17 protein-coding genes and 4 pseudogenes are annotated in these 20883 nt (G+C 51.6%); 11 read left to right on the top strand and 10 right to left on the bottom strand.

Features of this window, described 5'->3' with window-relative positions:
* The first annotated feature begins 1 nt into the window (after position 1).
* Positions 2 to 856 (top strand): helix-turn-helix transcriptional regulator, encoded by an 855-nt coding sequence (locus tag HA50_RS25815; RefSeq protein ID WP_084879634.1) that lies wholly within the window; start codon positions 2 to 4, stop codon positions 854 to 856.
* Positions 856 to 1242, top strand: a complete 387-nt coding sequence (locus HA50_RS25810) for a PTS fructose transporter subunit IIB (RefSeq protein ID WP_084879633.1) — start codon at positions 856 to 858, stop codon at positions 1240 to 1242. Before HA50_RS25815 ends, HA50_RS25810 begins: the two co-directional genes overlap by 1 nt.
* Here HA50_RS25810 and HA50_RS25805 read toward each other — a convergent pair.
* The 3 genes from HA50_RS25805 to HA50_RS25795 are packed head-to-tail and all read right to left on the bottom strand — an operon-like array spanning position 1204 to position 4684.
* On the bottom strand, positions 1204 to 1974 hold the full coding sequence (locus tag HA50_RS25805; RefSeq protein WP_084879632.1) for a phosphatase: 771 nt from the start codon (positions 1972 to 1974) through the stop codon (positions 1204 to 1206). The genes HA50_RS25810 and HA50_RS25805 overlap by 39 nt on opposite strands.
* Positions 1975 to 2021: 47 nt before the next feature.
* Positions 2022 to 4016 carry a transketolase gene (gene tkt / locus HA50_RS25800; RefSeq protein ID WP_084879631.1) on the bottom strand — a complete coding sequence of 665 codons (1995 nt, stop codon included), beginning with the start codon at positions 4014 to 4016 and terminating at the stop codon, positions 2022 to 2024.
* A gap of 14 nt (positions 4017 to 4030) precedes the next feature.
* Entirely contained in the window at positions 4031 to 4684 is a 654-nt protein-coding gene (locus HA50_RS25795) for an HAD-IA family hydrolase (protein ID WP_084880256.1), read from the bottom strand.
* A gap of 300 nt (positions 4685 to 4984) precedes the next feature.
* Here HA50_RS25795 and ptsP point away from each other — a divergent pair.
* From ptsP to tal, 6 genes and pseudogenes are all read left to right on the top strand, one after another.
* A pseudogene (ptsP, locus tag HA50_RS31845) lies at positions 4985 to 6888 on the top strand (phosphoenolpyruvate--protein phosphotransferase); the annotation flags it as partial.
* Positions 6877 to 7494 carry a PTS sugar transporter subunit IIA gene (locus HA50_RS31840; RefSeq protein WP_420872892.1) on the top strand — a complete coding sequence of 206 codons (618 nt, stop codon included), beginning with the start codon at positions 6877 to 6879 and terminating at the stop codon, positions 7492 to 7494. The pseudogene ptsP and the gene HA50_RS31840, both read left to right, overlap by 12 nt.
* Before the next feature lie 64 nt (positions 7495 to 7558).
* Positions 7559 to 7879 carry a PTS fructose transporter subunit IIB gene (locus tag HA50_RS25785; protein WP_084879630.1) on the top strand — a complete coding sequence of 107 codons (321 nt, stop codon included), beginning with the start codon at positions 7559 to 7561 and terminating at the stop codon, positions 7877 to 7879.
* A 156-nt stretch (positions 7880 to 8035) separates the two neighbouring features.
* The gene (locus tag HA50_RS25780; protein ID WP_084879629.1) at positions 8036 to 9139 is read left to right on the top strand and encodes a PTS fructose transporter subunit IIC; all 1104 of its coding nucleotides are present in this window, start codon (positions 8036 to 8038) and stop codon (positions 9137 to 9139) included.
* A gap of 9 nt (positions 9140 to 9148) precedes the next feature.
* Complete coding sequence (locus HA50_RS25775) at positions 9149 to 10402, top strand: class II D-tagatose-bisphosphate aldolase non-catalytic subunit (RefSeq protein ID WP_084879628.1); 1254 nt, start codon at positions 9149 to 9151, stop codon at positions 10400 to 10402.
* Positions 10403 to 10477: 75 nt separating this feature from the next.
* Positions 10478 to 11428 carry a transaldolase gene (gene tal, locus HA50_RS25770; protein WP_084880253.1) on the top strand — a complete coding sequence of 317 codons (951 nt, stop codon included), beginning with the start codon at positions 10478 to 10480 and terminating at the stop codon, positions 11426 to 11428.
* Positions 11429 to 11554: 126 nt separating this feature from the next.
* Here the strand turns inward: tal and HA50_RS25765 are convergent.
* From HA50_RS25765 to feoA, 4 genes and pseudogenes are all read right to left on the bottom strand, one after another.
* Positions 11555 to 11923: pseudogene (locus HA50_RS25765) on the bottom strand (HepT-like ribonuclease domain-containing protein).
* On the bottom strand, positions 11920 to 12210 hold the full coding sequence (locus HA50_RS25760) for a nucleotidyltransferase family protein (RefSeq protein ID WP_084879627.1): 291 nt from the start codon (positions 12208 to 12210) through the stop codon (positions 11920 to 11922). Before HA50_RS25760 ends, HA50_RS25765 begins: the two are co-directional and overlap by 4 nt.
* A gap of 233 nt (positions 12211 to 12443) precedes the next feature.
* Positions 12444 to 14759, bottom strand: coding sequence for a Fe(2+) transporter permease subunit FeoB (gene feoB, locus HA50_RS25755; RefSeq protein ID WP_084879626.1), 2316 nt, complete (start codon positions 14757 to 14759; stop codon positions 12444 to 12446).
* A complete protein-coding gene (feoA, locus tag HA50_RS25750) occupies positions 14756 to 14983 on the bottom strand; it encodes a ferrous iron transporter A (RefSeq protein ID WP_084879625.1) in 228 nt (75 codons plus the stop codon). The genes feoB and feoA overlap by 4 nt, the downstream gene beginning before the upstream one ends.
* A 399-nt stretch (positions 14984 to 15382) precedes the next feature.
* Here feoA and HA50_RS25745 point away from each other — a divergent pair, with 399 nt between their 5' ends.
* Positions 15383 to 15892 (top strand): hypothetical protein, encoded by a 510-nt coding sequence (locus HA50_RS25745; protein WP_084879624.1) that lies wholly within the window; start codon positions 15383 to 15385, stop codon positions 15890 to 15892.
* Between the two features lie 365 nt (positions 15893 to 16257).
* Entirely contained in the window at positions 16258 to 17064 is an 807-nt protein-coding gene (locus HA50_RS25740) for a shikimate dehydrogenase family protein (RefSeq protein ID WP_084879623.1), read from the top strand.
* Between the two features lie 91 nt (positions 17065 to 17155).
* On the opposite strand, the pseudogene HA50_RS25735 reads toward HA50_RS25740, so the two are convergent.
* The 3 genes and pseudogenes from HA50_RS25735 to HA50_RS25725 form a co-directional block, all read right to left on the bottom strand.
* Positions 17156 to 17434: pseudogene (locus HA50_RS25735) on the bottom strand (IS3 family transposase); the annotation flags it as partial.
* Positions 17435 to 17450: 16 nt separating this feature from the next.
* Entirely contained in the window at positions 17451 to 18536 is a 1086-nt protein-coding gene (locus HA50_RS25730) for an IS110 family RNA-guided transposase (RefSeq protein WP_084879622.1), read from the bottom strand.
* Between the two features lie 273 nt (positions 18537 to 18809).
* Positions 18810 to 19447, bottom strand: a pseudogene (locus HA50_RS25725) (DDE-type integrase/transposase/recombinase); the annotation flags it as partial.
* A 188-nt stretch (positions 19448 to 19635) separates the two neighbouring features.
* Here HA50_RS25725 and HA50_RS25720 point away from each other — a divergent pair.
* The gene (locus HA50_RS25720; protein WP_084879621.1) at positions 19636 to 20604 is read left to right on the top strand and encodes an IS110 family RNA-guided transposase; all 969 of its coding nucleotides are present in this window, start codon (positions 19636 to 19638) and stop codon (positions 20602 to 20604) included.
* The last annotated feature ends 279 nt before the right edge of the window (positions 20605 to 20883 follow it).

The following is a 20883-nucleotide window of genomic DNA, read 5'->3' as shown; positions in this document are numbered from 1 at the left end:
AATGAGCGCATTCATACAATCAATTTTGAGCGAGTTCAGCACTCAGTGCTCCACCACAGAAACCGTGCTGGTTGCGAATGGCAACGCACAAGCACCGATCATGGCGTATCACCTGCACGTTTCGCGCATTGAGCTGACTGTGAAAGGCACGCTGAGCATGCTGCTTCCCAAAGGGGAGGATAAGATCGTCAAATGCCAGCGCCCGGTGGGAACCGTGACCTATATACCCGCCGGTAGCTGGAACTCACCGTTGTGGGGAGAACCGGTGATCTGCATGTCCATCGTCTTCTGGAAGCAGGATGTCGGGTTTAGCATCAGCAACTGGGACGGGACGCAGTTCAAAGAGGTGGAGAAATTTAACCTGCAAAACTCCATCAGCTCGGTGCGTGATCGCCTGCTTGAGCTGGCGGAGATCCTGGCCTGGGCGCAGAACCATACCAGCGAAACTTTTGCCCATATCGTCTATGCGCTGCTAAATGATCTGTTGTACCAAATCACCGACGGTATGAATAACCACAAGGGACCTCTCTCCCTACTCGATGAAATCAAAAGCCATATTGATAGTCATTACCAGACGGATATTAGCCGGGAGAGCGTTGCCGGGACCTTCAACATCTCACCAGGCTATCTGTCGCGTCTTTTTTCCCGTGAGTCAGACGTAAAATTTAATGAATACCTCAAGTTAGCCCGGATCTCGCGTTCGAAAACGTTGCTGACAGGCACCAACCTGAAAATCAATGAAGTCTCAGAGAAGTGTGGTTTCACCGATACCAACTATTTCTGCAAAGTGTTCCGGGATGTCAATGACTGTACGCCACTTGAGTACCGGCGTAAGAACAAGGGAGTAAGTTTATAATGGCCCGAACAGCAAAAGATGAAGTGCATCCTTTCACCCGTGAACGCAACCTGCATATCGTGGCGGTGACCGCCTGCGCCACCGGCGTGGCGCATACCTATATGGCGGCCGAACAACTGGAAAAGCTGGCGAAAACCTACAATTTTTCGATCAAAATCGAAACCCAGGGCGTGCTGGGGTTAAAAAACCCAATCAGCGAAAAAAATATCCTCGACGCCGAACTGGTCATCATTGCCTCTGATATCACCATCGACAACGCGTTGCGCTTTGAGGGTTGCCGCATCCTGAATGTCTGCATCAACTCCCTGCTGCTGAAACCGGCTGAGGTGGTGTCGGCCATCCGCAAATCACTCAGTCTGCCCAGAGGCAACGTTATCGAGCTTTAGCAGCGCATCAATCTCCGCAATCCTGTCACCGCCGTGACGTTCAAGAAACTCAAGCACGCGCCACGGCGAAGCATTAAGAATCCGCTCGGCGGGAAAATCCGCCTCCTGCAACAGCGGCAGGCAGGCGCTGAAATCCCCCACCGCAAATGCGCTGTGCGCATCGGTTCCCAGCGATAGCATCCCGCCGCTATCGCGAACGGCGGCAATAATTTTGCGGCAATTCCCCTCACTGCCCTTTCTTGAATGCACAAACGAGGCATTATTCACCTCCAGCGCCACATCGCAGGCTTTTGCCGCCTCCACCACTGCCGGGATATCAATAGGATACTCAGGATTGTCAGGATGACTGATGATATGCACCTTACCGCTGGCAATCACTGCGATCAACGCATCGGTATGGGTGACGATATCCGCCGGGGCGAACACTTGCTTGTGGAACCCGGCAATAATCACATCCAGCGCCGCACGCATTTTGTCGCTGCAATCGGTCTCACCATCAGCTTTGATATTCGCCTCAATCCCCCGCAGAATCCCCACGCCATCCACCACGCGCGGCAAAATGCGCATGTTGCTGAAGTGAAATGCATGAGGCGCATCCACCATGGCCGGACCGTGATCGGTGATGGCGATAAGTTTAAGGTTTTTGCGCACCGCTGCGGCAATGTAGTCATGAACCGTACTGTAAGCATGCGTACTGGCCACGGTGTGCATATGCAGATCGACAGGGTACATGGTCATTTCTCCTTATGCTGGCCCCTGCCAGACAGGGGCCAGGGTGATTACGCCAGCAGCACTTTGGCCTGCTGCACAATGGCGTCAACGGTGATACCAAATTCCGCGTAGAGCTGCTCTGCGGGTGCCGATTCACCGTAACTTTTCATGCCAATAATGGTGCCATGCAGACCGATGTACTTGTACCAGTAGTCAGTGATGCTGGCCTCAATCGCGATGCGCGCGCTCACGGCTTTTGGCAGCACGGCCTCACGGTAAGCAGCATCCTGACTATCAAACACATCCGTGCAAGGCAGTGAAACCACTCGCACCCGAACGCCTTCCGCCTTGAGCTGGTTCCATGCCGTTACTGCCAGTTCAACTTCCGAACCCGTGGCAATCAGAATCAGTTGCGGTTCACCGTTACATGCCTTCAGTACATAACCCCCGCGCGCGATATCCTGCAGCTGCTGTGCACTGCGCTGCTGCTGGGCCAGATTTTGACGGGAGAAAATCAGCGCGGTCGGCCCGTCCTGGCGTTCAACGCCATATTTCCACGCCACTGCGGATTCCACCTGATCACAGGGACGCCAGGTGCTTAAATTCGGCGTCAGGCGCAACGAAGCGATCTGCTCTACTGGCTGATGGGTTGGACCGTCTTCTCCCAGACCAATCGAGTCATGGGTATAAACCATCACCTGCCGCTGCTTCATCAGCGCCGCCATACGCACCGCGTTGCGCGCATATTCCATAAACATCAGAAAGGTGGAGGTATAAGGCAGGAAGCCACCGTGCAGCGCGACGCCGTTGGCTATCGCCGTCATGCCGAACTCACGCACACCATAATGAAGATAGTTACCGGCGCACTCTTCGTTAAGCGCTTTGGCACCTGACCACAGCGTCAGGTTCGAGGGAGCCAGATCAGCCGAACCGCCAAGAAACTCAGGCAGCCAGGGACCGAACGTTTCAATCGTGTTCTGCGAGGCTTTGCGGCTGGCGATGTTCGCGGGTTGTTGTTGCAACCGTTCAATATACGCCTGGGCTTTACCGGAGAAATCCGCGGGCAATGCTCCCTGCATACGTCGGGTAAACTCAGCCGCCTCCTGCGGGAAGTCTTTCGCATACGCAGCGAATTTGTTGTTCCATGCCGCTTCTTTTGCCTGTCCGGCCTCTTTCGCATCCCATTGCGCGTAGATCTCTGAAGGGATGTCGAACGGTGGATAGTGCCAGCCTAACGCGTCGCGCGTGGCCGCCACTTCGGCATCGCCGAGCGGCGCACCGTGAACATCGTGCGTTCCTGCTTTATGCGGCGAACCGAACCCGATAATGGTTTTACACATCAACAGGGAGGGCTTATCGGTGACCGCGCGGGCTTCCTCAATGGCACGTTTGATGGCATCGACATCATGGCCATCAATACCGCGAACCACATGCCAGCCATACGCCGCGAAACGTTGCGCGGTATCGTCGGTAAACCAGCCAGTAACATGACCGTCGATGGAAATTCCGTTGTCGTCATAGAAGGCCACCAGTTTGCCCAGTTTCAGGGTACCGGCCAGCGAGCTAACCTCATGGGAAATACCTTCCATCAGACAGCCATCGCCCATAAAGACATAGGTGAAATGATCGACGATATCGTGACCGGGGCGATTAAATTGCGCGGCCAGCGTTTTTTCGGCAATCGCCATCCCTACCGCATTGGCCAGCCCCTGGCCCAGCGGGCCCGTGGTGGTTTCCACGCCTGCGGTATATCCCACTTCCGGATGCCCCGGTGTTTGCGAGTGCAGCTGACGAAAGTTTTTCAGCTGTTCAAGCGGCAGATCATAACCGCTCAGATGCAACAGGCTGTAGAGCAACATCGAACCGTGACCATTTGACAGCACAAAGCGATCGCGGCCAGCCCAGTGAGGATTGTTCGGGTTATGGTTGAGGAAATCACGCCACAAAACCTCAGCAATATCGGCCATGCCCATGGGTGCGCCAGGATGGCCCGATTTGGCGCGTTGCACCGCATCAATACTGAGAAAACGAATCGCGTTCGCCAGGATGTTTCTTGAGGACATTTCAAACTCCGTGGTTAAAACCTGAGAGAAAAATCGGCACCACGCTGATGCGTCACAGCGAGGTCGAGGTAATGGCGGATGGTGGCGTAAGCCTCAATATCATGGACGGTCGATTGTGACGTCAGAACCTCTACCACCACACTCCCCGCCGCACTGGCTGAGCGCAGTCCCGCCTCCGAATCTTCAAAGGCGATACACCCGGACGGGGATACTTTGAGTTTCTGCGCACCTTTAAGGAATGGTTCCGGATGGGGTTTACCGTGCTGAATATCCTCACTGGTCACCAGCACGCCAGGAAACGGAAAACCGGCCTGGTGAATACGTGCAGAAGCGACCCGCAACGAGCCTGAGGTGACAATTCCCCAGGGAACGTTAAGCGCGTTGAGCCGGGTGAGGAATTCGGCGGCGCCAGCAACCGGGGTAATCCCCTCGGTGTTGCGAGCTTCATAATCCTCCAGCGCCAGGAATTCCTGCCCGATCGTCGCCTCGCTGGCGTCCGGCATAAAATGACGCAGCGTGCTGATGGCCGGTTTGCCATGCAGATAATTACGTACTTCCCCGGCGTTAAAGCCTTTTCTATTTGCCCAGGCACTCCACGACGCTTCGACGAAATCCAGTGAGTTGACTAAGGTCCCATCCAAATCAAATAACAGCCCACGAAAATGCATATTACTCACCATCAGGGGAATTAAAGAGATATGCCTATTATTTACTCCTCTCTCCGCCAGGCATTAAAGAGTAAAAATGAAACTTTAATAGCAATTCCGGCACCACCTCTCGCAGCCGTCATTAATTTATGACAAGGTTCACAAAATAAAAAAAGGAAACCTTTTTTCAAGTAAAGGACACATTTTTTCTATTCAATCCTCCGGGCAAACGCGGAAGGATATTAAACATCGAACGCAGAGTGTCACATCTGCCTGGAAAAATTTAACAGCGTTTCTCTTAGCTATTTATTGGGAGTGGTTATGTCAGAATTAATAAGCTATCAATGTGAGCTTAAGGACGGAATTCATGCCAGACCAGCAGGCCACATCGAACGTCTTTGTAATTCCTTTCAATCTAATGTGCGCTGGAAAAATATCCGTACCGGCCTCGAAGGCAGTGCAAAGAGCGCCCTTTCGCTGGTCGCCACCGATACCTTATTCAATGATCGCTGTGAAATTACCCTCTGCGGTGAAGATGCACACGACGCCGCAAATCAGCTGTCGGCCTTACTGGAAAAACTGCCGTCTTTTGAAATGACGCAGGAAGAAGAACCCGCAGCGCCAGCAGGTTATCTGCCACGTTCCCTGCGGGAAACACAACTGAGTTTTATCCAGGGATCACGCATCAGCGGCGGTGTGGCGATCGCCAGACCGGTGGTTATCCAGAGCCTGACGTTGCAGGAGATACTGGCACGTAGCCCGGCACAGCAACGCACCGCTGCACAGGAAAAAGAGTCGGTGATTACCGGTCTGGAAATCCTGAAAAATGAGAAAATTGCGGCTCTGGAGATGAGCAGCGGTGTTGAGCACGAGATTATTCAGGCGCATTTATCGATTATCACCGATGCCGCTTTCCAGAGCGCCATCACCGGCTTTATCGAAAACGGCAACAATGCATGGTCAGCGATTACACTTGCCGCGATAGAGTTCTGTGAAATACTTAACCGCTCATCGAGCAAATATATTAAAGAAAGAACCCTCGATGTATTAGATATTACCAGCCAGTTATTGATGACGCTGTATGGTGCTAACGCGTTACCACAAAATAACCTGGAACTGTCAGAGCCGTCGATTATTCTGGCCGACAATCTGACCCCAAGCAAATTTCTCGGCATCAACAAAGATTGGCTGGCTGGCCTGGTATTATCCTCAACAGGTAAAACCTCGCATACCGCCATCCTCGCGCGTTCACTGGGTATTCCCACGCTGACAGATATCAACTTTTCCGCGCTGAACCTTGATCCGCAGCAGGATATTATTATTGACGGTAATCCGGGCATTCTGATCACCGCCCCTGACGCACGGGTACTGCGATATTATCGTCATGAGATTGCCGTACAGCAGCAAATGCAGCAGCAGATGCTGGCAAATGTCCACCAACCCGCCGTCACCGCAGACGGGCATGGTATCGAGATCGCTGCCAATATCGCCAGCCTGGCAGAAGCGGCTGCCGCGTTTGACAATGGCGCAGCAGGCGTCGGTCTGTTTCGTACCGAAATGTCGTTTATGGACCGCGCCACCCCGCCTGATTATGCCGAGCTGGCCGCGCTTTACACCGCTGTCATGGCGTGCGCAGCGGGCAAACCAGTGATCTTTCGTACCTTCGATATCGGCGGTGATAAACCGGTGGATTACCTGAATATGGGTGACGAAAAGAATCCCTTTCTTGGCTTCCGCGCGGTACGCACATATCGGCTTTACCGGGATTTGTTCAGCATGCAGCTGAAAGCAATTCTGACCGCCTCCGCACATGGACCGGCCAAAATCATGATTCCGATGATCTCGAACGTTGATGAGGTGATCTGGTGTCGTGAGGTGCTGTCTGCGGTGATGCAGGAGATGGATAACGCCGGGTTGCCTTACACGATGGCATCGAATTAGGCGTGATGCTGGAAGTGCCTTCGGTTATCTTCGCCATTCCTGAAATCGCTGCCTACGCCGACTTTTTCAGCGTCGGCAGCAATGACCTGACCCAGTATTTCTTCGCCGCCGATCGCGGCAATTCCCAGGTGGCGGATGTGTACGACAACTACGCCCCCTCCTTCTTACGTGCCATGCAGTTCGCTGCCGAAGAGGTACATCGTGCCGGTAAATGGATTGGCATCTGCGGCGAGCTGGGAGCCAGCCCGGATTTCCTGCCGCTGTTCACCGGCATGGGTTTTGACGAACTCAGCATGAGCGGTACCGCCATTCCCGGCGTCAAGCATGCGTTGCGTGAGCTGAACTTCGCGAAATGCCAGCAACTGGCGCAGCATGCCGTCACGCTCAAACGTTCGGCTGAGGTCAAAGCGGCGTTGCAGGCTCCCGATGTCAAACAGGTCAGCAGCAAGCCGATCCTGGCGCCGGAATTTATGCTCTGCGGTTTGCAGGCCAGCGATAAAAATGAGGTCATCAAAATGATGACCGATAATCTGTGGCTGCACCATCGCACCGATAACCGGGAACCATTATGTGACGATATCTGGATAAGGGAAGATTCCTTCTCCACCGCTGTCGGCTATGGTTTTGCCATCCCGCACACCAAATCCAATCATATCCGCTATTCAACCATCAGCATGGCGACCCTTGCCAAACCCATTATCTGGGGCGACCAGCAAGTTGAGACGGTCTTTATGCTGACGGTGAATAAATCTGCCGACCCTAATCAACATATGAAGTATTTCTCCATCCTTGCCAGAAAACTGATGAAAGAGGAGTTTCGCAATGAAATAAAACGCGCCGATAACGTCAGCGTACTCTACAACCTGATGACCAAAACATTAGATGTATAAAGTCAGGACCACGCAATAACACTTTAAATAATCAGCCAAATAAATAAAAGACCAGGAGTCAGTGATGAAAATCGTCGGAGTCGCAGCATGCATTACAGGCATCGCACATACCTATATGGCACAGGAAGCCATTGAACAGGAATGCAAAAAAAGAGGTTATGACGTAAAAGTCGAAACCCAGGGCGGCATGGGAATTGAAAATGAATTAAGCGAAGAAGACATCGCCGAAGCGGATGTGGTGATTATGGCCGTCGCCATCGGTATTGAGGGCGTGGAGCGCTTTGAAGAAAAAGAAGACGCAGGCCGGATTATTTCATTAAACCCGGCTGAGGTCATTCGTAATCCGGCGGCGATCATTAATAAAGCCGAACAGCTTGCACAATAACCCTGCGTAAAATTGCGTTTATTTTTCGCAGAAACCAACGTGCATAACAACGTTAAATAAATTTCTGTGACCTCCGTTATTTCTGTGTTCAGGCAATTATGCCTGCGGATTTATTCGGCCATAGCACTGCGATCGCGGAGATCGGGAGGAATAAAAATGTCGGATACGATGAAAACCATTAAGGATGATTTAGTCAAAGCCTTCAGCACCGGGGTGTCTTATATGATGCCGGTGGTGGTGGTCGGCGGGATCTGCCTGGCGCTGTCGCTGGTGGGTGGAGAACCCACGCCGGGCAAAGGCATTGTGGTCACCAATCCATTCCTGCTAAACCTTGGAGCCATCGGGAGCGCCGGGCTGGGCATGATGATCCCGGTGCTCGCCGCCTATATCGCCTATTCCATTGCTGGCAAACCAGGCCTGACGCCCGGCTTAGTCACCGGATTTATGGCCGCCACACCGCTCGGCGAAGCGCATGTGGTCACCGGCTTTCTCGGTGCGATGCTGCTCGGCATCCTGAGTGGCTACGTCGCGAAATGGGTCAAGACCTGGAAGGTCGGCAAAGTGCTGATGCCAGTGATGCCGATCCTGATTATCCCTATCGTTACCAGCTGCCTGGTCGGCATGCTTTATTTGTACGTGCTGATTGGCCCCATCGGTATGGCGATGAAATGGCTGGTGGCCATGTTGTCGAATATGCAGGGTGGCAGCGGCCTGGTTCTCGGTTTAATTCTCGGAGCAATGGCTGCCTTTGATATGGGCGGACCGGTGAATAAAACCGCGACGGCATTTACCCTGGCGTTGATGGCTGAAGGAATATATGGCCCGAACGGAGCCTACCGTATCGCCTGCGCTATTCCGCCGCTGGGTATTGCGCTCTCGACGTTAATCTCGCGCCGTAAATGGGCGGAAGATGAAAGACGCATGGGTACCTCCGCCGCGTTTATGGGCTTAATTGGTATCACCGAAGGTGCCATTCCTTTTGCCGTTAAAAACCTTAAAACCGTTCTCCCCTCAATCATTATTGGCAGCGCCGTAGGTGCCGGTCTGGCGATGATTCATGGCGTTGAATCTATGGTGCCGCACGGTGGCTTAATTGCCATTGCTGGCGTGAATAAAGGTGCGATGTGGTACGTCATTGATATGGCCATCGGCGTCATTGTTACGGCTGTATGCCTGCATATTCTGCGACCCAATATTAGCGAAGTCGTTAAAAAAGAACCCGCTAAAAAACCTGTCACTTCTGATTTAAATAAAGCGTAAGGAGTTATTATGAAAAATACCATGAAACAGTACGTCGATTATATTGTTAACGGTGGAAAATCAACCATGTTGGGTATCGGCCCCATGTCACCTGCGCTTATTCAGGCGTGCTTTGAACTGGGTAAAGAAAAAGATCTGCCTTTGATGTTTATTGCCAGCCGTAATCAGGTTGATGCCGATGAATTTGGTGCGGGTTACGTCAATAACTGGGATCAGTTCCGCTTTGCGGCAGATTTAAAAGCGATGGCAGAAAAAGTCGGTTTCGATGGCGACTATTTCCTCTGTCGTGACCACGGTGGCCCCTGGCAGCGTGACAAAGAACGTAAAGACCATATTCCGGAAGCAGAAGCCATGGAACTGGCGCGCCGCTCCTATCAGATTGATATGGATGCCGGTTTCGACCTGTTGCACATTGACCCGACCAAAGATCCGTATGTCGTCGGCAAAGTGATTGATATCGAACTGGTGCTGAGCCGCACCGTGGAACTGATTCGCTTCTGTGAAGAATACCGTAAGGCGAATAACCTGAAAGAGTTCTTCTATGAAGTCGGCACCGAAGAAACCAATGGCGGCCTGACCGATATCAGCGCGTATGAAGGCTTTATTGTTGAACTCAACAAACGTCTGCTGGCCGCAGACTTACCGCAACCGTTATTTATCGTCGGCCAGACCGGTACGTTGACGCGCCTGACAAAGAATGTCGGACATTTCAACGATACACAATCAGCTGAACTCTCGGCGATCAGTACCCGCTACGGTGTGGGTTTAAAAGAGCATAACGGCGACTACCTGCCGGATGACATCCTGCTGAAACACCCGGGTCTGGGCATCACCGCGATGAACGTCGCCCCGGCGTATGGCACCATCGAAACCCGCGCCTACCTCAAACTGGCCGAAGTGGAAAAAGACCTGGCGGCCAAAGGTTTTATTCAGTCCGCTTCTAATCTTAAAAATGTGCTGACCCGTGAGTGCGTGCTGAGCCACAAATGGGAGAAATGGATGACCGATGAGTATAAAAATAAGTCAGAAGAACAGATTTTTAATGAGCCAGCATTGCTGAAAGAAATTCTTGAACTTAGCGGCCATTATAATTACGAAAAACCGGATGTCGTGAAAGAGATGAAAACCCTGTTCGCCAATTTGCGTTCCTTTGGTGTGGAGCCTGAGCGTTATGTGGTGAACAAAATTAAGGACATGATCCAGAATGAAGCGGAATGCTTCAATATGCCGGGTCTGACCTCGCGTGTTGCTCACGCAAAATAATCTTTTGATGCAATGAATAACCGGGAGCAGGATGCTCCTGGTTATCCGGCTAAACACATTACCGAGGTAAAGATGGTGAACCAGCTTGAGCAATTAAAGCAGCGGACCATTATTGTCGCTGACAGTGGGGATATTGACAGCATTCTGGCTTATCAACCCGAAGATGCCACCACCAACCCGTCATTAATTTATAAAGCAGCGCAGCTGCCGCAATACCAACCGCTGATTAAAGATGCGGTTGCGGCGGTAAAGACGCGCCAGGCTGGCAAAGAGGTTCTCCCCTCAGCGATCGCCGATTATCTGGCTGTCAGCATTGGTGCGCTGATCCTGCAAAGCGTGCCGGGACGTATTTCAACCGAAGTTGATGCACGGCTCTCTTTTGACACCGAAGCCAGCATTCATAAAGCGCGGGAACTGATCGCCCTCTATGAAGAAAGAGGTGTCACCAAAGACCGTGTTCTGATCAAGCTGGCTGCCACCTGGCAGGGAATTCGTGCCGCCGAAGTGCTGGAAACAGAAGGCATCAATTGTAATCTGACGCTGCTGTTCTCCTTCGCACAGGCCCGGGCCTGTGCCGATGCTGGCGTTTTCCTGATCTCGCCTTTTGTCGGACGTATCTATGACTGGTACAAAAAGAACCAACCGGACACCGTCTTTACCGTCGACAACGATCCTGGGGTTGAGTCAGTACGCACTATATACCATTTCTACAAAAGGCATGGCTACCAGACGGTGGTGATGGGAGCCAGCTTCCGCACCCCGCAACAGGTGCTGGCGCTGAACGGCTGCGATCGCCTGACGGTTTCTCCCAATCTACTGGCGCAGCTACAACAAAGCGAAGCGGCTGTTCCTGCCCCGCTGGACTACGACGGCGAGATTCAGTCCAGACCCGCTGCCATCAGCGAAGCGGAGTTTTACTGGGCGCACAATCAGGATGCGATGGCAGTCGAAAAACTTGCCGAAGGCATCCGCCTGTTTGCCATTGACCAAAATAGTCTTGAGGCGCTGCTGACAAAGTATCTATAAATATTCCGTTATTGCCCCTGCAAGTTTGCCGCATCCATCTTGTCGGGGCCCTGTTTATTGCGATGGGAACATCACTATTTAGGCGTAAATAAATTGGTTGCACAATCGAATGATGGGATCAAAACATTATTCTAAGGAACCAGCATCTCCATTTTCAGCATCCTCAAGCACTATTGGCAGTTGACGCAACAACGTTGGCAACCATTCCCTCACGGTGTCCCACACCACATCAAGGTTTATGTCAAAATACCCATGAGCCATGCGATTGCGCATACTACGCCATGGAATTTCCGAGTGCTTTTGGGTGAAATCCACATAGCCATCCATGACCTTGGTGGAAGCCTCTCCGACGATAATAAGACTCATAATGACTGCTTGCTGGCTTCATTTATCCACCAGAAAATCGTCCTTTGTTAAGCCTTCAACAAAGCTGATAGCATCTGACGCTGCTTGCTGGATATGCTCAATATAATCAGGTAAACGGTTCTCACTCATATAGGGCGGGCCTCAGCCAGAACTTTCGCCCGAAATTTCGGTGGTAAGTCACCCGGCGTCAGTAAATCGACTTCTATACCCAGAAGTGATTTCAGTTCATCTTCCAAATCACCTAAGTCCAGCAAGGTGGCTCCCGGAAGCGCATCGACTAGCAGATCAAGGTCGCTGCCATCTTTATCAGTCCCATGCAGTACAGAACCAAAAACCCGAGGATTAGCGGTACGATAGCGGTTTACCGTTGCCAGTACAGCACCACGCTGCATGTTGAGAGCAATCGATGGTCGCATAACTTTCGCTCCTTAACATTCTGTATTCAAACACTTACCCGAATAATACATCTTTAAACTGTAAGGTAGATGAAAATCTGACTCTTCTGTTCGCAAATATCACCCATCACCAACAATCCACTTTTGTCTATTCCGTCCATATAGTGAAACGATGTCAATGAATCACACACACCTAACCTGCCTCTGGCAACACCTGCCGTCATTCTATCTCTGACAGGTGTTGCGCCTGAATGTTAACTATTGCAACAGCCTTTGCAGCCAGCACACCCCGTACCATTTTCCGCTACCGGAATATTGAGACGGTGCTCTTTGATGCGTTTACCCCATTTACGCAGTAACGCAATAAGCAACACATTCACGATCACGACACTGAACAGGCAGATTGCGCTATAGGCCGGATGCGCACTAAAGGTCACGCTCTGATAAAACAGGGTTGCGATGGAAAACGCCACATTCAGACCCCAGAAGAAAGAGAACAGCATCCAGTTTCTGCCCGCTTCACGCGCTATCGCCCCCATGACCGAGACACAGGGCACATACAACAGCACGAATATCAGGTAGCTGTAGGCGGCAAAAACGCTGCCAAATTTCGCACTCATCACCCCCATCTGTCCGGCAGCCATCTCACCATCCCCTTTGCTGGCTTCAATCGGGTTGGCTAACGCCCCCAGACTCACTGCGGCTTTCAGCCCTTCCCAGGTGGCGGTTAGCGATCCTGTCAGTTCCGTGAGCAGATTAAATTCCTCAGGGTTGAACCCACCACTTTGCACATCTTCACCGGTGTACAGGCTGTTTAAGGTCCCTACCACCACCTCTTTTGCCATGATGCCCGTCACCAGCCCCACCGTGGCCTGCCAGTTATCATCCGTGACCCCAATGGGTTGCAGAATCGGCGTAATCACTTTGCTGGTCGCTGCCAGCGCAGAGTCATTGATGTTATTCACTGTATTGCCGTTAAACGAGAAGCTGCTCAGCACCCCGATAATCATACTGACAAGAATAATCACCCGGCCCGCGCGGATAATGAACATCTTCAGGCGTTGCCAGGTCTGAATCAGCAGGCTCTTCAGGTGCGGACGATGGTAAACCGGCAGCTCCATAATGAAAGGTGAGGCTTCACCACGCAGTAACGTATGTTTCAGGATCAACCCGGTGATGATTGCCACGGCGATGCCGAGCACGTACAACGAGAACACCAGGCTGGCACTGTGGGCACCAAAAAATGCCGCAGCAAATACGGCGAAGATGGCCAGACGCGCACCACAGGACATAAAAGGAGCGATCAAGACCGTAATCAGGCGTTCGCGCGGCGTATCCAGCGTACGCGCCCCCATCACCGACGGCACATTGCAGCCAAAGCCGACAATCAGTGGCACAAACGATTTACCCGGTAACCCCAATGCCTGCATCAGGCGGTCCATCACGAAAGCCGCGCGCGCCATGTAACCGGAATCTTCCAGAAAAGACAGGAAAAGATACATCAGGCCAATCTGGGGAATAATCGGCAGCACCGTATTGATACCCGCACCAATCCCCTGCGCCAGAAATACCGTTAACCAGTCGGGGAAATGGAAGGTGTAGCCGAGCCATTGCGTACCGTGGATAAACACAGCGACCGAGCCACTATCAAACACCGGTTGCAGTGCCGCGCCAATATTGATCGACAGCACAAACATCAGATACATCACCCCGAGGAATATCGGGATCCCCGCCCAGCGGTTAAGCACCACCTTATCGATCATGCCGGTGAGGTGGCCCGGCGTTGACTGGTGGATATTGCTGACGGTGGAACAGAGATCGGTAATCGCGCGAAAACGGTAATCGGCAATCACCATACCCGGATCGCCGCCGGCTTCTTTGCTTATCTCCGGCAGATGTTGCACCACCTCCGGACAGATTTTCTGACTGTTGAGATCCCCTTCCAGCAGCTGCAATGCCAGCCAGTACTGCTTTTGTGCCGGGATAGCAGACGATATCATGGCACGCAGGCGGGTGATCATGGTTTCAATCCCGGCCGGATACGCTACCCATTTCACCGGTGCCTGGTGGTGGTGATGGTCGATAGTTTCTTTGAGCCTGGCGATCCCTTCGCCGCGCGTTGACGTCAGGGATACCACCGGACATCCCAGTCGACGGGAAAGCGCATCAATATCGATGCTGATATTCTGGCTGGCGGCAATATCCTGCATATTCAGCGCGATAATGCAGGGAACACCTAATTCCAGCAGTTGCACTGTCAGAAACAGGTTACTTTCCAGGTTCGATGCATCCACGACATTGATCACCAGATCGGCCTGGTCGTTAAACAGGTACTGGCAGGCAATACTTTCATCTATCGAGGTATCCGCCGAAATGGTGGTGAGCGAGCGCGTGCCCGGTAAATCAATCAAATGCACATCCGAAGCTGCGGTAAAAAACTGCCCTTCTTTGCGTTCGACCGTCACCCCCGCCCAGTTACCTACCCGCTGCCGTGCCCCGGTAAGCTGGTTAAATAAGGTGGTCTTGCCGGTATTCGGGTTGCCGATCAAACCAATGATTAACTTCTTCATGCGGTCATTTCCTCAAGAAGGATGGCCGCAAGATCCTGCTGCCGTACTGCCAGGCTGATGCGCCGCGTGCGGATTTGCACCGGATCGCCCATCGGGGCCACGCGGATAACTTCAATAAGCGCTCCGGGGATCATGCCCATCGCCAGTAGCTTTTGCCGCCAGGCAGGATTAATCGGACTTTTATAGCCTGCAATCCGATAAACGCGGTTGGTTTTAATCTGCATATCATCAGCCAGCTTAGTAACAAGGAGTGATGATTATATAAATGATAACCATTCCCACTTTTGATCCAGGATCAGGTTGTTGCGAACAATCAGGCCTTAACTTCAATGGCGGGTTAACAACCGGCAATTTCTCACGTCATGCCAATGATGCCGTTTAATTCTGAAAACATCTGATTTGTCAGATATTTTCATAAAGAATCGCTTACGGCGCAGATGTTGGGTTTTGGCATGTTAATCTGTTGACTTAAAGTATGTTGTAATTATGAAGCATCTTGTATCCGACGCCGGATCAGATCACAGCATTCAATTATCGGGAGTGATAACCTGGTTCACACCTCAGGAGAACCATCACCCGTTTTTTATCCGGACAACAGGTCACTAAAGACAGGAAGCTTTATTATGCCGATAGATGGAATTAAAGGACCCGCAACAAGCCATGCATCCACCTCAAACATTGCAACCGACGAACAGATTGCCCAACTGACGAATCTTATCGAAGAAATTTGCGCCAATAATCGTCTCAGAATGTCGAGTATGAACACCAGAGTTGATACGGCGGGCGGTGACGAAATTGATGGCGTATATGAACACGCTGCTCCGGTTACAGAAGCGGATTTTGGTAAAACCATCGAACACGTTAACGAGATAATTACCGAAAAAATCAAACAGCGCCTGGATGCCGGACGAGCAGAGCCCTTTTTTATCCTCGCTTTCGATTTTGATGACACCATCAAGGAACAGGAATGGAGGAAAGGACAGATAATACAATCGGTGATTCGCCAAGTCTCTCGCAACGGGCTATCTATATCTGCGTCATCTCCAGCCGTGGTAGTGATGCTGCCGACCATCACAAACTGTGGACGTTTCTTGATGAGAAAGGTTTTTCAAAATCACTCAGCAAAGACATAACCGTGGAAGTGAAGGCGGGTGACTGTGATAATGGCGATGACTCTGACACTATCCCGGCTTACCATTACCGTACCGAATATTCAATGCTATGCACTAAAGTTTCACACAACGGCAAAATCTGGCAAAACCAGAGATATTTGAACATAGGCTAGTAAGAACCCAGAACCAATGGTCAATAAGGCGGTTGGCGTGAGCTCAGTGCCAGCAATTGCACACGTAAATAAAGCGGATATTTCCCTGCGATGTCTGGCAGGGCATGCTACATGTCCATCATGGCAGTCAAAAGCCTTATTGGTAGCTGCAGGATGTTTTTCGGTATAACTGATATCACACCCAATCCACACTCAGCGATGAGGTAAAAACTTTTGGATATACTGGAGCAGGTCGACGGTCGGTTGATTGTATTAGGCATTCTGGGCGATCCTGTCCATCAGGTTCAAGCGCCTCTGATGATGAACGCTGAAATCAGACGTCATCAGATAGCCGACACCCTGATGATACCATTCCATGTCACCCGCGAGGGCTTAACGGAGTTTTTAACCGGGTTGCAAGCATGGCATAACTTCCGTGGAGTCATTGTCACCATGCCTCATAAACAGGCCGTAATGGCCAGCCTAGGCCACGTCTCGGAACAGGCAAAAGCGATAGGAGCCTGCAATGTTATCAGGCGAGAAACCGATGGCAGCCTAAGCGGCACCATGCTGGATGGGGAAGGATTTGTGAGTAGCCTATTGGTGGCAGGTTATCAGGTTCAGGGTAAAAGTATCTATCTGGCCGGAGCCGGAGGCGCTGCCTGCGCCATTGCCCACGCACTGGCATACAATGGCGTGACCAGCATAACGCTTTACAATCGCACCCGTGCTAAAGCAGAGGGACTGCGGCAGGTTCTGCAAAGCCAGTATCACGGATTGAACATTTCGATTGGTACGGAAACACCAGAACATCACGATATTGCGATCAATGCGACATCAGCAGGGATGGGAGACTCAGACCTGATACCCTTCTCACTGGAGAAACTGACACCCCCAGCTTTAATCTGCGATATCATCATCTCCCCTGAGCGAACCTTGTTGCTGCAACAAGCAGAGAAACTGGGATTTCCCACCCATTACGGCAGAGCAATGCTGCAGCAGCAAATCAGCCTGATGCTGAAGTATATGCTGCATCATTGACTGCTCCTCGCCTCAAATGAACTGACCCCACTTCACTGAGCCGAACCTAAGCCGCTTGGAGTGACCCTGCTCCCGTAGACATTCGCTGTCCTCACGGTGAGGCCTTTTCGAAGGCCTCCGGACTGACGCCTCCCAGGTGGCTGTGGCGCCGGGTCCGGTTGTAGAACACTTCGATATAATCAAAGATATCAGCCCGGGCCATGTCCCGGGTTTTGTATATCCGCTTTCTGATGCGCTCTTTTTTCAGCGAGCTGAAGAACGACTCTGCCACCGCATTATCCCAGCAGTTGCCACGACGGCTCATGCTCGGTGACAGGTTATTGGCCTGGCAGAACCGCCGCCAGTCATCGCTGCCGTACTGACTGCCCTGGACGCCCTTCTAAGAGTCAAGCCGTTATCGGGATGCTGCTGACCTGCCTGTTTTGATTACGCAGTAATGTATAAACTTCGCGTGAGATATAACGCTTCAGGCAGCGTATTGCTTCCATTTTTGTATGTCCTTCAGCTACTCGCCTGTCTACATACTTCCTGGTTTTTTCATCAGTTCGTAATCGACCGATGGCGATGATGTGAAGAGCACTATTCGCAGCACGATCTCCGCCCCGGTTAAGTCGGTAACGGTTCGTTTTCCCAGAGGAGACAGGAACTGGGCTGACACCACACAGTGCTGCAAAACCTGATTCTGATCGTAGTCGTTGGGGATTGTCTCCGGCAGTGATCAGCAACTGCGAAGCGCTTTCGTATCCAATGGCATTACGTTTAATCAGCTCAGGCGCCAGCTCGTCAACAATTGCCGCAATCATGACATCCAGATCAGCGATTTCGTCATGTAACTCGAGATCGCGTCGGGCCAGAGATTTTAATGCAATGCGATAAACGTTCGTAACATTGCGGTATTCACTGGCATCTGGCCTCCAGGATCCCAGTGTTCTGATAAGCTGCATGCGCGTCATATTTCTGAGCTGTTCACGCAGTTCATCTGGCGCAGAGACAATATTGGAATGAATAATCTGGAGCGCGACTCTACGGGCTGATATCGCTGTTTTTCGACAGGTTTTTAGCACCCGCAGAGACTCAATCATGCCAACCCGTGTTTTTGGAGTGACTGTCCGTATTCTCGCGAAGGCGGCATGAGCAGCGCACTCTGCATCAATCGTGTTGCTTTTACCACGCTTATGTCGCTCCATGCGGTCTGGTGTCGTTACCTCAAGCACTTCTACTCCGGCTTTGAGTAAATAACGCAGTAGTCCTGAGCCGTAGGTGCCTGTGCACTCAACACCAATTCGCTGTACTGAGCCAAAAGTGGCCATCCATGCCAGCATCTGGCGGTAGCCCTGTCGTGTTGTGGAGAAATACTCCGTACCGAGGATTTTGTTATGTTGATTAACTACAGCAGCAACGTGCAGGTCTTTATGCGTATCTACACCACCAACAATGGCAGAAGCAGTGGCATCAATATTTTCATCATTCATGGCTGGTCACCTGTCAGGACGACATAATTGAATCTCCAGACAGATAACCCGGACAGGACAGTAAAGAGACACGCCGTCAGGCCCTTCTTGAGTCACGCGTACCGGTGAGGAGATGCCTCGCATGAAGATGCTTCCGGCAACCGACGAGTCCAGGGCAGGACACAAAAGGTCGATCGCTGTGTGAGTCAGGATGCGGGAAGTTCTTCACTGCATCAGTAATCACATCAATCTGCTCAGACAGCAAACAGCGCAAGGATGAAAACTGACACCGGAATTATTACTATCACTATGCACGATAACTGTCTCTGTAGGCCTGCGCCGCCAGACAGCCATCAGGAGCGCATCCAGCGCCAGTTCGCGCGACAGTGTCGGCTTCATTGACCAGCCCACCACATTGCGGGCAAACAGGTCGATGACCACAGCAAGATACAGCCAGCCCTGCCATGTCCGTATGTAAGTGATATCCGTCACCCAGACCTGGTTGGGTCGCACAACCGTGAACTCCCGCTGTACCCGGTTCGGAGCAATCAGTGAAGGCCTTCCCCGTGCGCCACGGGGGACCTTCAGAACCCGACACATCATGGTGATCGACCAGATATCACGGTGATCGTTAATGAAGCGGTACTTCAGTCGGGCTCCCTTGCAAAGTACCGCGCCGCCTTTTTCAGGATATCGCGCTCTTCCTCAGTACGCCTGAGCTGCGCCTTCAGCCGGAGGATCTCCGTTCGCGCATCCAGCCGGTCCTGCGCCTGATGCCCGCTGGCATCAGGTTTTACGGAGCGAACCCATTTGTAGAGGCTATGCTGTGAGACGCCCAGGCGTTCAGAAACGTCGGCGACGGAATAGCCCCGCTCGGTGATCTGGCGGACAGCTTCTTCCTTAAACTCAGGGGTAAATCGTGGTGTGCCCATAGACTCCTCCTTGTATCTCTAAAGCGGATTACTATTAACGAGCTTAGATTTGGTAAAGCCTGTGTAGTCCGATTCCTCACGGGGTTATTCAAGCCCGCAGCATAGCGACTGACGCACAGGCTGAGCCGCCCATCTGAAGCCCGAACAGTTGTCCGAACCTCAAATCGTATTTGCAAGGAGGGGTATAGATGAGTGGAACCAATCAGCATTGTGCCGGGATTGATGTTTCGAAAAACACTCTGGATATTGCATTTAGCGGCATGACTAATCAGTCAACAATGCCAAATGATCTAGAAGGTTTTACTAAAGTTGTCAGCGAGTTAAAACGTAATTGCACGCGCTTGATCCTGATGGAAGCAACAGGCGGCCTTGAATCGGGAGCCACTTGCTATCTCCAATCTGAAGGTTTTGATGTTGTTATCATTAATCCCCGACAGGCGCGAGATTTTGCTCGCGCGATGGGTTATCTGGCTAAGACTGATCGAATTGATGCCAAGGTTCTGCTTCAGATGGCAGAGGTTATTAACCAGCACCCCGAGCGGGAAAAATATATTCGTCCCTTGCCTAATGTTCACAGACAATTGCTGGCAGCCATGGTTGTCAGACGCCGTCAATTAACAGTCATGCTTACGGCAGAACGGAACCGATTACATCTATCGCATCCAATGAGTCACAGGAGCATCAGATTAATCATTACGGCACTGAAAGATGAATTAGCTCGCATTGAAGATGAAATGGCAGACCATATCTCGAAAAATTTCAGAGACCTGTCTGAACTGCTAAGCGCTGTAAAAGGCGTTGGTGCGGCGACTGTTGCTGTGCTACTTGCAGAAGTTCCAGAACTTGGATCTCTGTCACGTCGTGAAATTAGTGCTCTAATTGGAGTTGCACCGGTTAACCGAGATTCCGGAACAATGCGTGGTCGACGAACGGTCTTTGGAGGGCGAGCCTCAGTCCGTACGGCCCTGTATATGTCAGCACTGGTAGGGACCCGGCACAATCCTGTAATTAAAGAGTTTTACGAGCGGCTGGTTGCTGCCGGAAAGCCTAAAAAGGTCGCATTAACTGCCTGTATCAGAAAACTATTGACCATTCTGAATGCAATGTTAAAGAAGAATGAAGCATGGGATCCTTTGTATCATCACCATGCTTCGTAATGAGTGGCTATAGACAGTTGCTATGCTCAAAATATAGGGCAGATTTGTCTACGGGCGCGGGGTCACTCCATACAAACTGGTGGGCAATCCCACAGTTGCAGCTGCGCTGATGGAGCAACTTCTGCATAACGGGCATCGGGTTGAACTCAGGGGTGAATCGATGCGAAAAGTCGCGCAAACCGATCAGACAAGTTAAAAACTAAAGAAGTAAAAACAGCGTGAGAAGAACGATCGAAATCATCGGAATACACACCTGCAAACGAAGCTGGATATTAGCCG

It is taken from the genome of Pantoea cypripedii, assembly GCF_002095535.1.
GTDB lineage: Bacteria > Pseudomonadota > Gammaproteobacteria > Enterobacterales > Enterobacteriaceae > Pantoea > Pantoea cypripedii.
Note: the sequence above shows the minus strand (reverse complement) of the source record. Positions and strands in the feature narration are given on the sequence as shown.

Coding starts and splice junctions, on each gene's coding strand:
- HA50_RS25720 (WP_084879621.1), top strand. CDS start 19,636: ATGAGTGGAACCAATCAGCATTGTGCCGGGATTGATGTTTCGAAAAAC.
- HA50_RS25745 (WP_084879624.1), top strand. CDS start 15,383: ATGCCGATAGATGGAATTAAAGGACCCGCAACAAGCCATGCATCCACC.
- HA50_RS25815 (WP_084879634.1), top strand. CDS start 2: ATGAGCGCATTCATACAATCAATTTTGAGCGAGTTCAGCACTCAGTGC.
- HA50_RS25805 (WP_084879632.1), bottom strand. CDS start 1,974: ATGTACCCTGTCGATCTGCATATGCACACCGTGGCCAGTACGCATGCT.
- HA50_RS31840 (WP_420872892.1), top strand. CDS start 6,877: ATGGGTTTTGACGAACTCAGCATGAGCGGTACCGCCATTCCCGGCGTC.
- HA50_RS25785 (WP_084879630.1), top strand. CDS start 7,559: ATGAAAATCGTCGGAGTCGCAGCATGCATTACAGGCATCGCACATACC.
- HA50_RS25730 (WP_084879622.1), bottom strand. CDS start 18,536: ATGAATGATGAAAATATTGATGCCACTGCTTCTGCCATTGTTGGTGGT.
- HA50_RS25775 (WP_084879628.1), top strand. CDS start 9,149: ATGAAAAATACCATGAAACAGTACGTCGATTATATTGTTAACGGTGGA.
- HA50_RS25760 (WP_084879627.1), bottom strand. CDS start 12,210: ATGCGACCATCGATTGCTCTCAACATGCAGCGTGGTGCTGTACTGGCA.
- feoB (WP_084879626.1), bottom strand. CDS start 14,759: ATGAAGAAGTTAATCATTGGTTTGATCGGCAACCCGAATACCGGCAAG.
- HA50_RS25780 (WP_084879629.1), top strand. CDS start 8,036: ATGTCGGATACGATGAAAACCATTAAGGATGATTTAGTCAAAGCCTTC.
- feoA (WP_084879625.1), bottom strand. CDS start 14,983: ATGCAGATTAAAACCAACCGCGTTTATCGGATTGCAGGCTATAAAAGT.
- HA50_RS25810 (WP_084879633.1), top strand. CDS start 856: ATGGCCCGAACAGCAAAAGATGAAGTGCATCCTTTCACCCGTGAACGC.
- HA50_RS25795 (WP_084880256.1), bottom strand. CDS start 4,684: ATGCATTTTCGTGGGCTGTTATTTGATTTGGATGGGACCTTAGTCAAC.
- tkt (WP_084879631.1), bottom strand. CDS start 4,016: ATGTCCTCAAGAAACATCCTGGCGAACGCGATTCGTTTTCTCAGTATT.